This is a genomic window from Marinobacter antarcticus (assembly GCF_011049865.1).
Classification (GTDB): domain Bacteria; phylum Pseudomonadota; class Gammaproteobacteria; order Pseudomonadales; family Oleiphilaceae; genus Marinobacter; species Marinobacter antarcticus_A.
Window position 1 is genome coordinate 1 of the sequence record NZ_DRGY01000053.1, and the last position, 16,055, is coordinate 16,055.

At 54.8% G+C, this 16,055-nt stretch carries 13 protein-coding genes; 1 reads left to right on the forward strand and 12 read right to left on the reverse strand.

The features are described 5' to 3' along the window. Positions 1-914, reverse strand: a 914-nt coding sequence (locus tag ENI00_RS06845) for a TRAM domain-containing protein (RefSeq protein WP_304100721.1), incomplete at its 3' end; no start/stop codon positions are given. Positions 915-970: 56 nt separating this feature from the next. Further along, positions 971-1,864 (reverse strand): cysteine synthase CysM, encoded by an 894-nt coding sequence (gene cysM, locus ENI00_RS06850; RefSeq protein ID WP_304100723.1) that lies wholly within the window; start codon positions 1,862-1,864, stop codon positions 971-973. A gap of 221 nt (positions 1,865-2,085) precedes the next feature. On the opposite strand from cysM, the gene ENI00_RS06855 reads away from it, so the two are divergent. Next, positions 2,086-4,962, forward strand: coding sequence for an ATP-binding protein (locus tag ENI00_RS06855; RefSeq protein ID WP_304100725.1), 2,877 nt, complete (start codon positions 2,086-2,088; stop codon positions 4,960-4,962). Between the two features lie 30 nt (positions 4,963-4,992). Here the strand turns inward: ENI00_RS06855 and pdxJ are convergent, their stop codons facing one another. The 10 genes from pdxJ to ENI00_RS06905 all read right to left on the reverse strand — a co-directional run. Then, a complete protein-coding gene (gene pdxJ, locus ENI00_RS06860; protein ID WP_304100727.1) occupies positions 4,993-5,733 on the reverse strand; it encodes a pyridoxine 5'-phosphate synthase in 741 nt (246 codons plus the stop codon). 1 nt (position 5,734) lies between these two features. Continuing rightward, positions 5,735-6,454, reverse strand: coding sequence for a DNA repair protein RecO (gene recO, locus ENI00_RS06865; protein ID WP_304100728.1), 720 nt, complete (start codon positions 6,452-6,454; stop codon positions 5,735-5,737). A gap of 72 nt (positions 6,455-6,526) precedes the next feature. Then, a complete protein-coding gene (era, locus tag ENI00_RS06870) occupies positions 6,527-7,444 on the reverse strand; it encodes a GTPase Era (RefSeq protein WP_304100730.1) in 918 nt (305 codons plus the stop codon). Next, positions 7,444-8,133 (reverse strand): ribonuclease III, encoded by a 690-nt coding sequence (gene rnc / locus ENI00_RS06875; protein ID WP_304100732.1) that lies wholly within the window; start codon positions 8,131-8,133, stop codon positions 7,444-7,446. The genes era and rnc overlap by 1 nt, the downstream gene beginning before the upstream one ends. Further along, positions 8,130-8,519: a DUF4845 domain-containing protein gene (locus tag ENI00_RS06880; protein ID WP_304100735.1), complete on the reverse strand. Its 390-nt coding sequence runs from the start codon at positions 8,517-8,519 to the stop codon at positions 8,130-8,132. Before ENI00_RS06880 ends, rnc begins: the two co-directional genes overlap by 4 nt. A 27-nt stretch (positions 8,520-8,546) precedes the next feature. After that, positions 8,547-9,323: a signal peptidase I gene (gene lepB, locus ENI00_RS06885; RefSeq protein ID WP_304100737.1), complete on the reverse strand. Its 777-nt coding sequence runs from the start codon at positions 9,321-9,323 to the stop codon at positions 8,547-8,549. Positions 9,324-9,334: 11 nt separating this feature from the next. Then, the gene (gene lepA / locus ENI00_RS06890) at positions 9,335-11,137 is read right to left on the reverse strand and encodes a translation elongation factor 4 (protein ID WP_304100739.1); all 1,803 of its coding nucleotides are present in this window, start codon (positions 11,135-11,137) and stop codon (positions 9,335-9,337) included. Between the two features lie 104 nt (positions 11,138-11,241). Further along, on the reverse strand, positions 11,242-13,965 hold the full coding sequence (locus tag ENI00_RS06895; protein WP_304100741.1) for a bifunctional diguanylate cyclase/phosphodiesterase: 2,724 nt from the start codon (positions 13,963-13,965) through the stop codon (positions 11,242-11,244). 135 nt (positions 13,966-14,100) lie between these two features. Further along, positions 14,101-15,498, reverse strand: a complete 1,398-nt coding sequence (locus tag ENI00_RS06900) for a DegQ family serine endoprotease (protein WP_304100742.1) — start codon at positions 15,496-15,498, stop codon at positions 14,101-14,103. A 96-nt stretch (positions 15,499-15,594) separates the two neighbouring features. After that, the coding region (locus tag ENI00_RS06905; RefSeq protein WP_349740388.1) for a SoxR reducing system RseC family protein at positions 15,595-16,055 on the reverse strand (461 nt) is incomplete at its 5' end.

Sequence of the window (16,055 nt, forward strand, 5' to 3'; positions counted from 1 at the left end):
ACTCGCTCGCCCGGTTGCACATCCAGCCACTCCACCGCACGGTTTACCATGGCTTTGTTGATGTCTGCATTGACCTGGGTGAAGTCCATGGGATGAAACTGCATGGTCAGATCGAAGGCATCAAGCCTGTAACTCAGGCGCTCATCATCTCGGCCCGCTGACTCGGGCCAGATACGGTGCACCGTGTCGGGGCCTTTGGGCTGCAGATAAATGTGCAAGTCTTGAGCCTGACCAAAGGCAATCAGCTTGTCCCGATCGCTACTGATCAGTTCGTCCATGTTGCGAAAAACCATCGCCGCTGCATCGTCGCCACAGGCTACTTCCACTTGGGGGATGCGGTCATAGGCGTTCAGGCTGTGAAGCAGTTCACGCAGCGGAAGAATGCGTTCACCGATACGTGGATCCAGCACCACACAACGGTCAATATCCGTGAGGAAGCTGTTGCGCTTCTCCCGGAAACCGACCAGTACCGATTCCCGCGCCCTGACGTAGCGCACACCCATGCGCGCCTTGCGACGATACCCCAAGGACTTCTCCGGGCGCATCGGCGCAAACCACTCCTCCGATTCAATGCCGCCAAAATGGGCCAATTGCTCACGCAGCGTATTTTCCTTGAACTGTATCTGCGCATCGCCGCTCATGTGTTGAAGGCTGCATCCACCACACAGGTTGGCAAACTCGCAGGGAGGAGTCTGGCGATCAGGCGCCGCCTCCAGAACGTCGAGAGTGCGCAACTCATCGAATTTACTGCGGGTTGAAACAACCTTGGCCATGACTTTTTCGCCGGGTAACGCGCCGTCCACAAACAGGATTTTGCCGTCCTGACGAGCAATCCCGCGGCCATCGTGGCTGAGGCTTTCCACGTTACAGTGCACTGGCTCTGTGGGAAGTACCTTCCTGCGTCGTCTGCTCATAGTCTGTTCTCTTGATCTCGTCAGGGTGGGGGTCTGGATTTGGGTCTTGGCCAGGGTCAGGCGCCGGGGAAAACGCCTGTTGATAAATAGCGATCACCGCGGTCACAGATAATCGCCACTATGATGGCATTTTCAACCTGGCTTGACAGCCGAAGCGCGGCTGCGACAGAACCGCCGGATGACACTCCGCAAAAAATGCCTTCCCGTTCTGCCATCGCGCGCATGGTCTCCTCTGCCTCTTGCTGGCCGATGTCGAGCACCTGATCCACGCGTGTTGCATCGTAAATCCTGGGCAAATAGGCCTCTGGCCAGCGGCGAATGCCCGGGATAGACGCACCCTCTTTTGGTTGCAAACCCACAATGTTGATATCGGGATTGCGCTCCTTAAGATACCGGGAGACGCCCATAATAGTGCCGGTTGTTCCCATAGAGCTGACAAAGTGAGTAACCCGCCCCTCGGTCTGCTCCCATATCTCCGGGCCAGTGGTTCGATAGTGCGATAGCGGGTTGTCCTGATTACTGAACTGATCAAGCACCCGGCCCTTGCCTTCGACTTCCATTTTCAGAGCCATATCCCGGGCCACTTCCATGCCTTCTTCCTGGCTAACCGTGATGATCTCGGCGCCGTAGGCGCGCATGGACGCCCGGCGTTCTTCGCTCATATTTGCAGGCATGATCAACACCATGCGGTAACCCTTGATAGCGGCGGCCATGGCCAGCGCGATGCCGGTATTGCCGCTGGTCGCCTCGATCAACGTATCGCCCGGGCGAATTTCACCGCGGCGCTCTGCCTCCTGAATCATCCCGATGGCGGGTCGATCTTTTACAGAACCGGCCGGGTTGTTACCTTCCAGTTTTGCCAGTATCACATTGCTGGTGTCTCCGGGAAGGCGTTGCAACCGAACCAGAGGCGTATGTCCAACATAATCTTCAATCGTGGGGAAATGCATATGAGAACCCTGTGGTACACTTTTGCGTGTGCATGATACGCGTTATGGCTCCTGTCGCCCAATACAGCTTGTGGCTAACACCATGACTGAAGGCTATATAAATACTGTGTTTTTCGCCCCGGCAAGCACTGATACCAAGACTATCTTTGTCGGGTGGCCTATTATTACAAGGGCGTAACCTGCATCCACATGCGGCGTTAAGCTATTTTCGGGAATCTGGTATGCGACGTTGGGGCATTCGCAAAAAAGTATTGGTGGTAACTCTGGTTCCCACCCTCCTCACCACACTGATGCTGGGGCTGTTTTTTACCTATAGCTGGGTAACCAATATAGAGAGCCTGCTATCAGATCGCGGCGAATCGCTTTCTCGCCAGCTTGCGGCCGGTTCTGAATATGGCCTCTTCACTGCCAATCGCAGCCTTTTGACTAGCCTCTCCAACGCCCTGCTGGAAGAACAGGACGTGCGATCAATCACTTTTTTCGACGGCGATAGCCAACGTTTACTGCACACAGGCCCAGTAGGCTCTGACGATCTTGACCGCACGGAACTCGCCGGCGCGCAAGCAAGCCGCATCGTTCGCGAAACCAGCACCCGCTTTGTTACACCGGTTTTTCTTCAGGATCTGATGATCCAGAACATGCTCGATGCGGACACGCGGAAGCCTGCGTCAACACCGCGCAAACCTTTGGGGTGGGTGTCCGTGGAGATGTCCCATGTGCGCACCGAAAAAGAGACTTACAAGGCGCTGTTGATGTCTCTGATGCTGGTGCTTGGTGGCGTCATTTTCAGCATGCTAATCGCACTGCGTTTGAGCCGCGCCTTTACCGGCCCGGTGTTCGAACTGAACGAGGCCGTGGCGAAGCTTAAGGAAGGCAAGCTCGACACCCGGATTCATACCGGCGCCGGCCCGGAATTTGAACAGCTTGAGTCCGGCCTCAACGCCATGGCGGAAGAGTTGAGCAAAGCTCAGGCAGAAATGCAGCAGAACATTGATCAGGCAACGGAAGACCTGCGCGAGACCCTGGAAACCATTGAAATCCAGAACATCGAGTTGGACTTTGCGCGTAAAGAAGCTCTGGAGGCCAGTCGCATAAAATCTGAATTTTTGGCCAACATGTCCCATGAGATCCGCACCCCTCTAAACGGTATTATCGGCTTTACCGAGTTACTGCTCAAAAGTCCGCTGCCCCGTCAACAGAGAGATCACCTGAGCACGATACGCAAATCATCGGAAATTCTGCTGACCATCATCAATGACATTCTGGATTTCTCGAAGATTGAAGCCGGCAAACTGATTCTGGATCGCGTTCCGTTCCCACTGCGTGACATTATCGAAGAAGTTATGGTTATGTTGGCGCCGGCTGCCCACAGCAAAAATCTTGATCTTGTACCTCTGGTTTACAATGACGTTCCAGACAACATCATGGGCGACCCGCTGCGGGTCAAGCAGGTGATCACCAATCTGGTCAACAACGCCATCAAATTTACCCAGACCGGTGAGGTAGTGCTGCGGGCCAGCCTTGAGGACGAAGACAAGGAAAACAACCGCGCTACCCTTCGGCTGAGCATCACCGATTCCGGTGTTGGCTTGTCCCGGGTTCAGCAGCAATCGCTTTTCAACGCATTCAGCCAGGCTGATGCCTCTACAGCCCGGCATTATGGCGGCACAGGCCTTGGTCTGGCCATTTCCAAGCGCCTGGTCGAAGAAATGGGCGGCAAAATTGGCCTGCAGAGTGAGCTCGGAAAAGGCTCTACTTTCTGGTTCACTCTGACGCCGGAACTTGCCTCAAGCCCAGAAGCGATTGCGCCCCGGGATGCTCTGCAGGGCGAGCGAATTATTTATCTGGAACACCAAAAAACCTGCGGGCTCGCGGTTGAACACCTTTTGCGGGAATGGGGCATGACGGTTGATCATGCGACCTCCCCTGGTGCCATGCAGGAACAGATAGAGGAAGCCCAGAAAGGTCAGTCAGGGTATGCCGCAGCGATTATCGGAATTACCCGACACCTGCTCAATTCAAGCCAGTACTGTGGGCTGATCCGAACTCTGGAGGTTGAACGCGACTGTCGTACGCTGTTGCTTACGCCGACTCTGGAAACCCACGACACGCCTTTGTCCGGGTTGGCGAGCGGCCACCTGTCCAAGCCAATCTGTCGTGACGCTCTTTACGACGAACTGCTTCTTCTGGTACACGGCATCAACACCTCCGGCCAGGTAATTTCGCGCCAGGAAAACGCTGTTCGCCCGCCCGCCCCCACCAATTTGCCCAGAATACTGGCCGTGGACGATAACGACGCCAACCTGAAACTGGTCATGACCCTGCTACAGGACTATCAGATAGACGCAGAAGGCGCCTCAAGCGGCTTTGAGGCTCTCAGCAAATCCCGGCAACAGCCTTTTGATCTGGTCTTCATGGATCTTCAGATGCCGGGCATGGACGGTGTGGAAACCACCTCGCGCCTTCGTGAGATGGACAACAGCAATCATAAAACAATCATCATCGCCCTGACGGCGCACGCGCTCGCCGATGAGCAGGAACGACTGACAAAGCAAGGCTTCGATGGCTACCTCCCCAAACCCATAAGCAGCGGACAGCTTGCAGAAACCATACTGGATTGCACGGGTTATGATTGCGAAAGTGCCGGCCGGTTGGGCCGCTATGCTGTGCCGGAAATTCGAGATACGAGGCGTGCACTGAGACCTTCCACACGAAAAATGCAGCGAGATTGTGTGAGCGTGGCTGAAAGCATCCAACTGGCAGCGGGCAAGACGGACCTGGCGGAAGAGTTGTTCAGTATGCTTCTAGAGCAGCTATCCGCGGATCTGAATCAGATTGACCGGTTCTGGAATGGGCGTGATCTGGAAAGATTGCTGGAATGCGTGCACAAACTTCACGGTGCAACCCGTTACTGCGGGGTTCCAGAGCTACGCGCCGCCGCAAATCGTCTGGAAACCGCCCTCAAATGTTCAGCGGCAGACACCGAACTGCAAAAGAATCAGTTGGTATCTGCGATAGAGCGGTTGCAAATCTGGAGCGAACAGACTGACTGGCAACAATTGTTCAGAAAACACCCTCAGCGAGCCGGGATCCACTGACGATGCAGTCCATACCCTCGCCATTGTTGATCAGGCTCTTCCCCGTGCTTGTTCAAGAATCGACTTCATATCCCGGACCGCTTCTTTAAGGCCGCAAAACACCGCTCTGGCGATGATGGCGTGACCGATATTGAGTTCGTTAATGCCCGGGATGGCCGCTACGCGCTCAGTATTGTGATAGTGCAGGCCGTGGCCGGCATTCACAATCAGGCCTTTTTTGCGCGCGTACACAACCGCCTCTACCAGTGCTTTGAACGCTGCGTCTTGTGCCTCAGCACCCTCAGCCTCCGCGTATTCTCCGGTGTGGAGTTCGATAACCGGCGCGCCACAGCGCACTGCGGCATCAATCTGCCCGCGATTCGGGTCAATAAAGAGAGAAACCTCTGCGCCCAGTTTAGCCAGCCGCTCGCACGCGTTGGCCACACGGTTCTCCTGGCCTTCTACATCGAGTCCGCCCTCGGTCGTCAGCTCTTCGCGTTTTTCCGGCACCAGGCACACGCACTCCGGGCGAATGCGCTCGGCAAAATCCAGCATGGCATCGGTGACCGCCATCTCAAGATTCATTTTGGTCTGAAGCACTTCCTTCAACAGCAATACATCGCGATCCTGAATATGGCGCCGGTCTTCTCTGGGATGGATCGTTATGCCGTCTGCGCCAGCTTCTTCCGCCATCAGCGCCGCCTGAACCGGGTCGGGGTAACGTGTCCCCCGAGCTTCACGTAAGGTGGCAACATGATCAATATTGACACCGAGCAATACTCTGGAATTCATGTCATTCTCCCCTTGGATGGCTGAAAAGACTGCGGCTGTTCAACGGGCGGCCCTGTAACAAGTAGTCTGTCAACACGCGCATGACCCGCTTTGAGATCCGGCGGCTGGCCGTAGCGTCGTAATCCCCGCCGGCAAGCGCCAGCAGTGCTTCTCCCGGCAGGTTCTGTAACCTTACGCCGGCCGAGACGGCCGCCACGATACCCTGCTCAGGATCGTAGCAATAGGTATGTGCGGCACTGACGGTTTCACGGGTATCTGTTGCCAGGTCCCAGGCAAAATCGTAACCCAGCGCGGCCGCAAAAGCCTGCTCGAATTTCCGTAACACCGGCTCCACGTCCAACGTGTCCGCCAGCAGCGCAAGCGCCTCAATGTAAGCTGCAAAAAGAGTTTGATGCGGATCGGCCTGGGGCAATATCCGCTGCAGCAGCTCATTCAGATACAAGCCACTGTATAGGGACAAGGTGCGACGCAACGCAGGGCCATCGCGCACATCCACCTGGGTCAGGGTTTTCAGGTCACCGCGCCCCACCCAGTCCAGTAGCAGTGGCTGAAAGGGCTGAAGCTGCGCTTTCAGCGAGCTCTTGCTGCCGTTGGCGCCTCGGGCGACGGCGCTCATACGACCATGGTTCAGCGTAAACAGATCAACCATGAGGCTGGTTTCCCGCCAGGGTCGCCGGTGTATCACATACGCTGGCTCTTGCTGCTGCGCGCCTCTTGTCATATTGCCTCTTGCCATAGTGTCTCTTGCCATAATGCCCCGGGGAGCATAGCGGATACAGAGATCATAGGGGCCTCAGAGGTCGTTCATGCCCAGGCTTTTCAACGCGCGATCACTGTCTGCCCAGCCGCGTTTCACTTTCACCCAAAGGCGCAACATGACTTTGCTGTCAAACATACGCTCCATGTCGGCTCGGGCGTCCTGGCCAATGCTCCGCAACCTGTCGCCTTTGTCACCGATCATGATTTTTTTCTGGCCTTCGCGTTCCACCAGAATCAGCGCAGATATATGCAATGTTTTACCGTCGCGCTTGAACTCTTCAATTTCTACCGCTACCGAGTAAGGCAGCTCGGCCCCAAGCTGGCGGGTGATTTTTTCACGCACCATTTCCGAAGCCAGAAAACGTTCGCTCCGGTCGGTTATCTGGTCATCCGGATAGAAGTGAACGCTCTCAGGCAGGAAACGACCCACCGCTTCTTCCAACGGTTTCAGGTTCGTTTCCTTCAGCGCCGACATAGGAATGATTTCGGCAAACTCGCGTTTTCTGGAAAGCATGTCCATGTGTGGCAGCAGGTTTTCCCGTTTTTCAATCCGGTCTACCTTGTTCACCGCCAGGATAACCGGGCACGGAAGCTTGCTCAGTTTCTCAAGCACCATCTCATCGGCCGTTGTCCAGGCAAGCTGGTCTACCACAAACACCACCACATCCACGCCAACAAGTGCGGAAGTGGCCGCTTTGTTCATATACCGGTTGATGGCCCTGGGCTCTTCCAAATGCATGCCCGGGGTATCCACATAGACTGCCTGCACCAGGCCCACGGTTTTGATCCCCAGCACCTTGTGGCGAGTGGTTTGCGGTTTACGGGACGTAATGCTCAGCTTCTGACCCAGAATGTGGTTCAGCAGCGTCGATTTTCCAACGTTTGGGCGGCCAACAATGGCCACAAAACCACAACGGCTGTCGGGGTTTTCGGGACGGGTAATATCGTTCATCAGGGTGTCTCCACGCCAAGTTGTTTCAACGCGCTTCGTGCCGCTTCCTGCTCCGCCACACGGCGACTGTTGCCCACTCCGCTGGTTTTTCGATCCAGCGAAGACAGCACACAAGACACATGAAACGTCTGGTTATGGGCTTCTCCATCCACAGAAACAACATCATACCTGGGCAGTGGAAACTGCCGTGACTGGAGATACTCCTGCAAACGGGTCTTGGGATCTTTTTGGGTGTCCTGAAGATCGAGCTGTTTCAGCCGAGGCTCAAACCAGCGCAACACCTGCGCACGGCAGGTGTTGAAATCACTGTCGAGATAGATGGCTCCGATGATGGATTCCACCGCATCGGCAAGAATGGATTCGCGACGAAAACCACCACTTTTGAGCTCTCCCGAACCCAGACGCAAATAACTTCCCAGCTCGAATTCACGACCAATCTCGGCCAGGGTTACCCCTTTGACCATTCTGGCCCGCAACCGGCTCAGTTGGCCTTCACGAGCTTTTTCAAAGTTCAGAAACAAATATTCTGCAATCACCATATTGACAATGGAGTCGCCCAGAAATTCCAGTCGTTCGTTATTCTGGTTGCCATAACTCCGGTGCGTAAGGGCCAGCATAAGGCGCTCAAGCGAGTTGAATTGATAGCCAAGAGATCGCTGCAACTGATCCAGATCTGGCTGTGAACTCACTTGCCCTTCATCTCGTATTTATGCTGGAAGTGCACAACGATGTCCGCATTGCGAAAAATAGTGTTGCGAACCTCGTAGTTAACGTTGATCACCGCAAGTTCGCCATCCTTCTCAATCGTAATATCGCGGGCTTCAAGGTCTCGGATATTATTGATACTCAACCGCTTGTTGATCAGCCTGCGCAGTTGCGCAGGGCCCATCTGCGACAGGCCTTCTGTGCCATCGAGGCTTTCAAGCGCTTCTTGAATGGTAAGGTCGTCCATGTACGCTGGCCCAACCTTGATCACAAGCGCAAGCAGGCTGCCAAAAAATAGCACCATAATCAGGACAACGAGCGCTGAAGCACCACTCTGGCGGCCCATGGCAGGTAAATTATTTTTCGTCATTACAACTGAACTCCAGAATAGTCAGATTTATTCAATACCGCCCACCCGCTTGAAGGATGGCAAACTGATAAAGGATTCCCAGTGCATCCAGATCGCAAAGGCCTTACCCACAATCAACTTCTCCGGGACAAACCCCCAGTAGCGACTGTCGTTGCTGTTATCCCGATTGTCGCCCATCATGAAGTACTGCCCTTCCGGTACATGCCACTCACCTTCACCAGCCGCACCCGAACGCCCCATGGTGTGAAAAATATCATGCTCCACACCGTCCAGATCTTCCCGGCGCACTTCTATCGGCGGCAGGCGCACAACAAACTCGCTCTCAATCTTCCGGCCGTTGATGAACAACTGCTTATCGTGATAGCTCACGGTATCTCCGGGCATGCCAATCACCCGTTTGATGTAGTTGGTTTCGCCGTCTTTCGGGTAACGGAACACCATCACATCGCCCCGCTCCGGCTCGCCTACATCCAGAATTTTGGTTCCAAGCACCGGCAATCTGAGTCCGTAGGCGTACTTGTTCACCAAAATAAAATCGCCGACTTCCAGCGTTGGCAGCATGGACCCCGAGGGAATCTGAAAAGGCTCCACCAGAAACGACCGGAGTATCAATACAATCGCCAGTACAGGGAAAAACGAGCGACTGAGATCGACCAGGTAAGGTTCCTTGCGCGCGCCCTCTTCGGCGACGTCGTCTTCGACCGCGGCAAGGCGGCGCTTACGCAAGAACACTATGTCTGCCAGCCAGATCAGCCCAGACACGAAGGTCAAAACAACCAGAATGAGCGGAAAATCAATATCCATCAAAACGCCTTTTAATTATCGACTTTCAATACGGCAAGGAACGCTTCCTGAGGCACCTCAACATTACCCAGCTGCTTCATGCGCTTTTTGCCTTCTTTCTGCTTCTGGAGCAGCTTTTTCTTTCGGCTGACGTCGCCGCCGTAACATTTTGCCGTTACGTTTTTACGCAGCGCTTTCACACTGACCCTCGACACAATCTGACCTCCGATGGCGGCCTGAATGGCAATATCAAACATCTGCCGGGGAATCAGCTCTTTCATTTTCTCAATCAGCTGGCGACCCTTGTAGTTCGCTTGCTCTTTATGAACGATCAAAGCCAGCGCATCAACGCGTTCACCGTTTATGAGCACATCGAGACGAACCAGATTCGCCTGCTGAAAACGAACAAAGTGATAATCCAGTGAGGCAAACCCGCGGCTTGCAGATTTGATGCGGTCAAAAAAATCAAGAACCACCTCGGCCATCGGAATCTCGTATGTTAACTGCACCTGGCTGGTCGTAAAGTGCATGTTTTTCTGAACGCCACGCTTCTCTTCACATAAGGCAATCACGTTACCCAGGTGTTCCTGCGGCACCAGGATATTCGCTTCAACAATCGGCTCACGCATTTCCTCAATCGAGCCAATATCCGGCAACTTTGAGGGGCTGTCCACCGACAGTGTCTCGCCCTGGCGATTCAACACCTCGTATATAACCGTGGGTGCGGTGGTAATCAGATTTATATCGTATTCACGCTCCAGGCGCTCCTGGATAATTTCCATGTGCAGCATGCCCAGGAAACCACAGCGAAACCCGAAGCCCAGCGCATCGGAGCTTTCCGGCTCATAAAACAGCGAGGCGTCGTTCAGGGTGAGCTTTTCCAGGGCGTCGCGAAAATCATTATAATCGTCAGCGCTGACCGGGAACAGGCCGGCATAAACCTGCGGCTGTACTTTCTTGAACCCGGGTAACATAGGCGTGTCGGCGGCAAACTTGTGATGCACGATGGTGTCGCCCACTGGCGCGCCGTGTATATCTTTGATGCCCGCAACAACAAAGCCCACATCACCGGCTTCCAATATATTGGTGTCATGGGGCTTGGGGTTAAAAATGCCGACCTTGTCGGCATTCCAGGCCTTGCCCGTGGACTTGATGACGATCTTGTCACCTTTTTTCAGAATACCCTGGGTAACCCGAACAAGTGAGACGACGCCCAGGTAATTATCGAACCAGGAATCGATAATCAACGCCTGCAACGGGGCAGAGCGATCGCCCTCGGGTGGCGGTATTTTTTGAATGAGGTCTTCCAGAACATCTTCAACGCCCATGCCACTCTTGGCGGAGCAGCGCACCGCATTTGAGGCATCAATACCGATAATATCCTCTATTTCGGCTGCAACCCGGTCCGGTTCCGCCTGGGGCAAGTCCATCTTGTTCAGAACCGGCACAACTTCCAGGCCCTGCTCGATAGCGGTGTAGCAGTTGGCAACGGACTGGGCCTCCACGCCCTGACCGGCATCTACAACCAGCAAGGCGCCTTCACAGGCGTACAACGAACGTGACACTTCATAAGAAAAATCCACGTGTCCGGGCGTGTCGATAAAATTAAGCTTATATTCCTGGCCATCCCGGGCCGTATATTTAAGCGTAACGCATTGGGCCTTGATGGTGATGCCCCGCTCCCGCTCCAGATCCATGGAGTCCAGCACTTGTGCGGACATTTCCCGGGTGGTCAGGCCTCCGCAAACCTGGATGAAACGGTCTGCAAGTGTCGATTTTCCATGGTCAATGTGGGCGATAATGGAGAAGTTACGGATTCGGCTCAGTTCAGTCACAGACAATGAATACTCATAATAATACGGAGGATTGAGCCCGGAGAGGCCACACCAGTATCCGGGGACGGCGTGATTTTACCGGTTACCGGCCGCCATTGCCATGATCAGGAAATAAGCGGGCGCTCATACTGCCGGATAAGAAAGCCAATCAGTGCATCTTCATCCAGTGGATAGCTAAAGAGATTGCCCTGGCACTGGGTACATCCGGCCGACTTCAGGAAACTCAATTGCTGGGGCGTTTCGACACCCTCAGCCACCACGGTGAGGTGCAGCTTCTGCGCCAGCGCAATAACCGCCGAAGCCACATCCGTTGCGCTGACATTGTACGGAATATCGCGGATAAAGCGGTGATCAATTTTAATGACATCAAGCGGAAGCTGCTGCAAGGCAACCAGAGAGCAGGAACCGGCACCAAAATCGTCCAGAATCAGGCAGACGCCAAGGTCGTTGAGCGATACAAGCAGTTCACGCAGCATGCGCGGATCTTCATTCAGCAACTCCACTGGCATTTCCAGTTCAAGCTTTTCTGGTGAGACGCCTGTCTCGGTAATTACCTGTCGAACCATATCGAGAAAACGGGAATCAACGACCTGCCTGACCGACAAGTTAACCGCCATTTTCAGGTTTTCAAAACCTGCCCGCTCAAGTGCCTGAACCTGGATACAGGCCTGACGCAACGCCATCTCCCCCAATTGGACAATCAGCCCCGTTTCTTCGGCCAGGGTGATGAACTGCTGCGCCGATACCAGGCCCTTTTCGGGGTGGTGCCAGCGCAAAAAGGCTTCAACGCCAATCACTCGCTCACTGATCAGATCTATCTTGGGCTGGTAGTGCAAAACAAAACGCTCGCCTTCCAGAGCCGTTGCCAGCTCTTCTTGTTGAAGCAACCTTCGCGCAGCTTTGATATTCATGGAGGGTGTAAAAAACTGATAGGTATTGCGACCCATTTCCTTGGCCCGGTACATGGCCAAATCCGCATATTTCATCAGCGTTCCGGGATCCTCACTGTCGTGGGGAATCATGGTAACGCCAATGCTCACCGTAATGCCTACCTCATGATCGCTCAGGCGGATTCGCTGGCACAATCTGCGCAAAATGGTATCCGCCACCTTGGAGGAAGCATCTGCATCACTCACCTGTGACAGCAACACAACGAACTCATCGCCACCAAGCCTTGCCACAGAATCTTCTTCACGCACACAGCCTTCCAGCCACTGCGCTACCTGTTGCAACAGTTCGTCGCCGGCGTCGTGACCCAGCGTATCGTTAATACGCTTGAAACCATCAAGATCCAGGAACATCAGCGCTGCGGGCACGCCGCTTCTGCGGCTCCTTCGTACAACGTTATTTAGCCGGTCGCGGAACAACTGACGGTTGGCAAGCCCGGTAAGGGGATCGTAAAACGCAAGCCGGTGCAATTCGGACTGTGCGGCTTTCAACTGAGTCAGATCACGCAAGCTCAACACCACGCCATTAACGCCGGGGACTTTCAGCATGGCGGTATAGGTGCCTTCCATATCATGCCAGCTGTCAGCAGCATCACGGATACGCGCGCGGATGACCGGCATCTGTTTGCCTGGCGCGTCTACGGCATCCACAAAGCCCTGCTCCAGGTTAGGCCAGTCGTCCTCGTGCACAAGGCTTTCCAGCGCAAGCGCCCGAACATCGTCAGGGTCAAATCCGAGAATATCAAAGCAGGACGGGCTGGCGTAAAGCGGCGTGCCTTTACCATTCATAACCAACGTAACGTTTGCCGCACCCTCTGTGATAGCGCGATAACGTCCAGCACCGATCTGCGCCATCAGTCGCGAGCGAACCAACACCAGTACGACGACAAACAGCAGCAGACTTATCACCACGCCACTTCCCAGAACAATCGATGGGCGCGGATCCGATGCCAGATAATCAAAAGCCGGAGTGGAGCGGGTTTGCAGCAGCCAGTCTCGCCCACCGTGACTTATGGTCTGGCTCATTTCGAAACTGAACTCATTGTCGAGGGAGCCGAGGTTTGAGCCATACATCAAATTTTTACGGTCAACCACGCCGTTGTCGTAGATACGGATATCAAGAAACGGCGATATCAGGCCAATGATGCCGTCAAGGAGGTTGTTCATGCGAAACGCACTGAACACGAAGCCCTCCAGCATCATGCGCCGCTCTGCCCGAACCTCCGGCACCTGCCCGCCTTTGAAAACCGGATAATACATAAGAAAGCTGGCCTGCCCCTCTTCCAGTTCTTCCTGAACCAGGACCACTTTAGCCGTTACGGTCGGGAGGGCATCGTCGCGCGACCTCTCCATGGCTTCGCGATGAGCCGGGTCACTGAAAGCGTCGTAGCCCAGTGCTTTTCGATTGCTTTCGGTTCCGGGCTCCAGGTACACCATGGGATAATAGAAAGGTCCGGTTCCCAGAGGTTTCACCAGATAGTTATAAACACCCTCTGCACGCACCGAGGCAATATGGTCGGCCATATCCCGCACTTCAATACGTTCAACGTATCCAATGCCCTGAATGCCGGGGTAATAACGATTAATATCGACGTTCTGAACATACTCTCGCCATTGATCGCGAGACACCTCACCGGCGACCGCAAACAGACCCGCACTGCCTGCCAGAACCTGCTCATAGTTGAGCAATCGTTCCTCAATGGCGGTTTTCAATTGCAGCGACTGGGTTCGGAACCTGGCTTCTGTACGATCGTCTACCATCCGGATGGAAAAATGCCATAACAAGGCTGTCACGGCGATCGCAACGATTAAAAGCAGCCAAGCGAGCCAGGCATTGTGGGGTTTCAGAAGTTGCAGGAGGGGGAGATCCTTTCTATTCATAATCTGGCCTGATCCGTTCCGTGGCAGCGCTTGTTTTTCTGGTTTTAGTATAACAAAAGCCCCGAAGCCTGTCGTTTCCAACATCAGGTTTCGGGGCTTTTCGCAAAACGGTTCCGTCGTTTCAGATCACGGCTGTCAGGGTTTCATCACCAGGTAGATCGCCCTGCCTTGGCGTACGACGCGCACCGGCACCGCTCGCCCCTCGGGCAGCGCTCTAACCACCTTCTGAAACTCTTCAACAGATGTGATCGCGTTTCGATCGATTTCGGTGATCACATCCCCCGCGCGAATACCGGCAGTATAGGCGGGGCCGCTGCCGACACCACTCACGACAACACCGCCCTTCACGCCGATAGAGTCCGCCAGATTCGAGGGCAAAGGCTCAACGGTCAACCCAAGGGGCGCCGTTGATGAACCGCCAACGGAAGGCGTCGCTTGCTGCGCCCCGCGTTCGTTCGGAAGCTGGCCTATTTCAACACCCAGCTCGATTTCTTTTCCACCACGCAAAACGGTCAGGCGTGCCGTCTCACCCACCGGGGTGCGGCCGACCATGGGCGGCAGATCTGACGAGAGCTCGACATCATCACCGTCGTATTGAAGAATGATATCACCCGACTGCAAACCGCCGGACTCGGCCGGCGAACCGTCCATAACTTCAGCAACCAGCGCGCCTCTCGGGCGCTTGAGTCCGAAAGACTCCGCCAGATCCCGGTTCACTTCCTGAATCAGCACGCCCAGCCAACCACGGGAAACCGTGCCCTTGTCGCGGATCTGACGAAATACGTTCATCGCGTCATCGATGGGAATGGCGAACGAAACCCCCATAAAACCGCCAGAGCGGGTGTATATCTGCGAGTTAATTCCAACCACTTCGCCGTCGAGATTGAACAACGGGCCACCGGAGTTACCCGGGTTGATCGCCACATCGGTCTGGATAAAAGGCACGTAGTTTTCAGACGGGAGTGACCGGCCAAGAGCACTAACAATGCCAGCGGTGACGGTATAATCAAAGCCAAACGGAGAGCCTATTGCAAACACCCACTCACCCACTTTGAGATCTTTCGAGCGCCCTGTTTTTACAACGGGTAGATCGTCACCATTTTCGATTTTCAGAACGGCCATATCCGAGCGAGGATCTGTACCCACCAATGTTGCAGGCAACTCACGACGGTCGTTGAGGCGGACAATGATTTCGTCGGCGCCTTCAACAACATGATTGTTGGTCAACACATAGCCATCGGCAGACACAATAAACCCTGAGCCCATGGAGCGCTGCGGCTGAGCGTTTTCCGGCGCGCCCCCGAAGGGTGACTGACGCCCACGGAAGAAATCCTGAAAGAACTCTGGCAACTGTTCGAGCTGTCTCTCATTCAAAGGCGAACCCTGGGAGCCGGTGTTGCTCACCTTGGGATTGCTGGTCGTGCTTATATTGACGACCGCACCTGCGTTTTCTTCAACCAGCCCGGTAAAGTCCGGGAGGCCTCGTGCGAAGCCTGTCTGGCTCCAGACCAGCATGACAATAGCTGCCAGCATCAGCAGTAAAGAACCCGGCACCCTCTGAGCGAGTGATGCCGGGGGAAACCGGGTAACGGTGATTGTCGTTCTCAGCATGTCAGAATCCCCTGTGTATCATGTTATCAAATCCGGATGAGAAACTGCCCCGACCGGAATGCGGTTGACTCGGAGCAACCTGGGTTCATAGTGGCCGGTATTCCGGCTCTGCACTATTCGGCTTGCCATAAACCCTGATGCAAGCCCGGTAACGGCGCCCAACATAGCTGGGACATCGCTGCCATCAGACACGTAATGCCCGAGAACACTGCCAACTACCAGCAGCAATAGCGGAAGTGCGTACACCAGAAGCGAGGCGCCAAGGAGTGCATTTTCATCAATCCCCAGGGTCACTTCTTCACCCACTCGGGCATTCACTGAATTGACAACCCGCACCTGATTGGCGCGGCCACCGGTGGCTGAAGCCAACAGTTTCTGCCCACAGCCATTGCGCGCTGCACAACTCTGGCAGGCCTTGGTACGAATCGTCTGTATCCAGGCATGCCCATCGTCAACCGCCACAACGTTTCCGGTTTCGG

What these genes read in the sequence shown, in the direction of transcription:
- cysM (WP_304100723.1), bottom strand. Translation starts at nt 1,864, where the DNA reads ATGCATTTCCCCACGATTGAAGATTATGTTGGACATACGCCTCTGGTT.
- ENI00_RS06855 (WP_304100725.1), top strand. Translation starts at nt 2,086, where the DNA reads ATGCGACGTTGGGGCATTCGCAAAAAAGTATTGGTGGTAACTCTGGTT.
- pdxJ (WP_304100727.1), bottom strand. Translation starts at nt 5,733, where the DNA reads ATGAATTCCAGAGTATTGCTCGGTGTCAATATTGATCATGTTGCCACC.
- recO (WP_304100728.1), bottom strand. Translation starts at nt 6,454, where the DNA reads ATGACAAGAGGCGCGCAGCAGCAAGAGCCAGCGTATGTGATACACCGG.
- era (WP_304100730.1), bottom strand. Translation starts at nt 7,444, where the DNA reads ATGAACGATATTACCCGTCCCGAAAACCCCGACAGCCGTTGTGGTTTT.
- ENI00_RS06880 (WP_304100735.1), bottom strand. Translation starts at nt 8,519, where the DNA reads ATGACGAAAAATAATTTACCTGCCATGGGCCGCCAGAGTGGTGCTTCA.
- lepB (WP_304100737.1), bottom strand. Translation starts at nt 9,323, where the DNA reads ATGGATATTGATTTTCCGCTCATTCTGGTTGTTTTGACCTTCGTGTCT.
- ENI00_RS06895 (WP_304100741.1), bottom strand. Translation starts at nt 13,965, where the DNA reads ATGAATAGAAAGGATCTCCCCCTCCTGCAACTTCTGAAACCCCACAAT.
- ENI00_RS06900 (WP_304100742.1), bottom strand. Translation starts at nt 15,498, where the DNA reads ATGCTGGCAGCTATTGTCATGCTGGTCTGGAGCCAGACAGGCTTCGCA.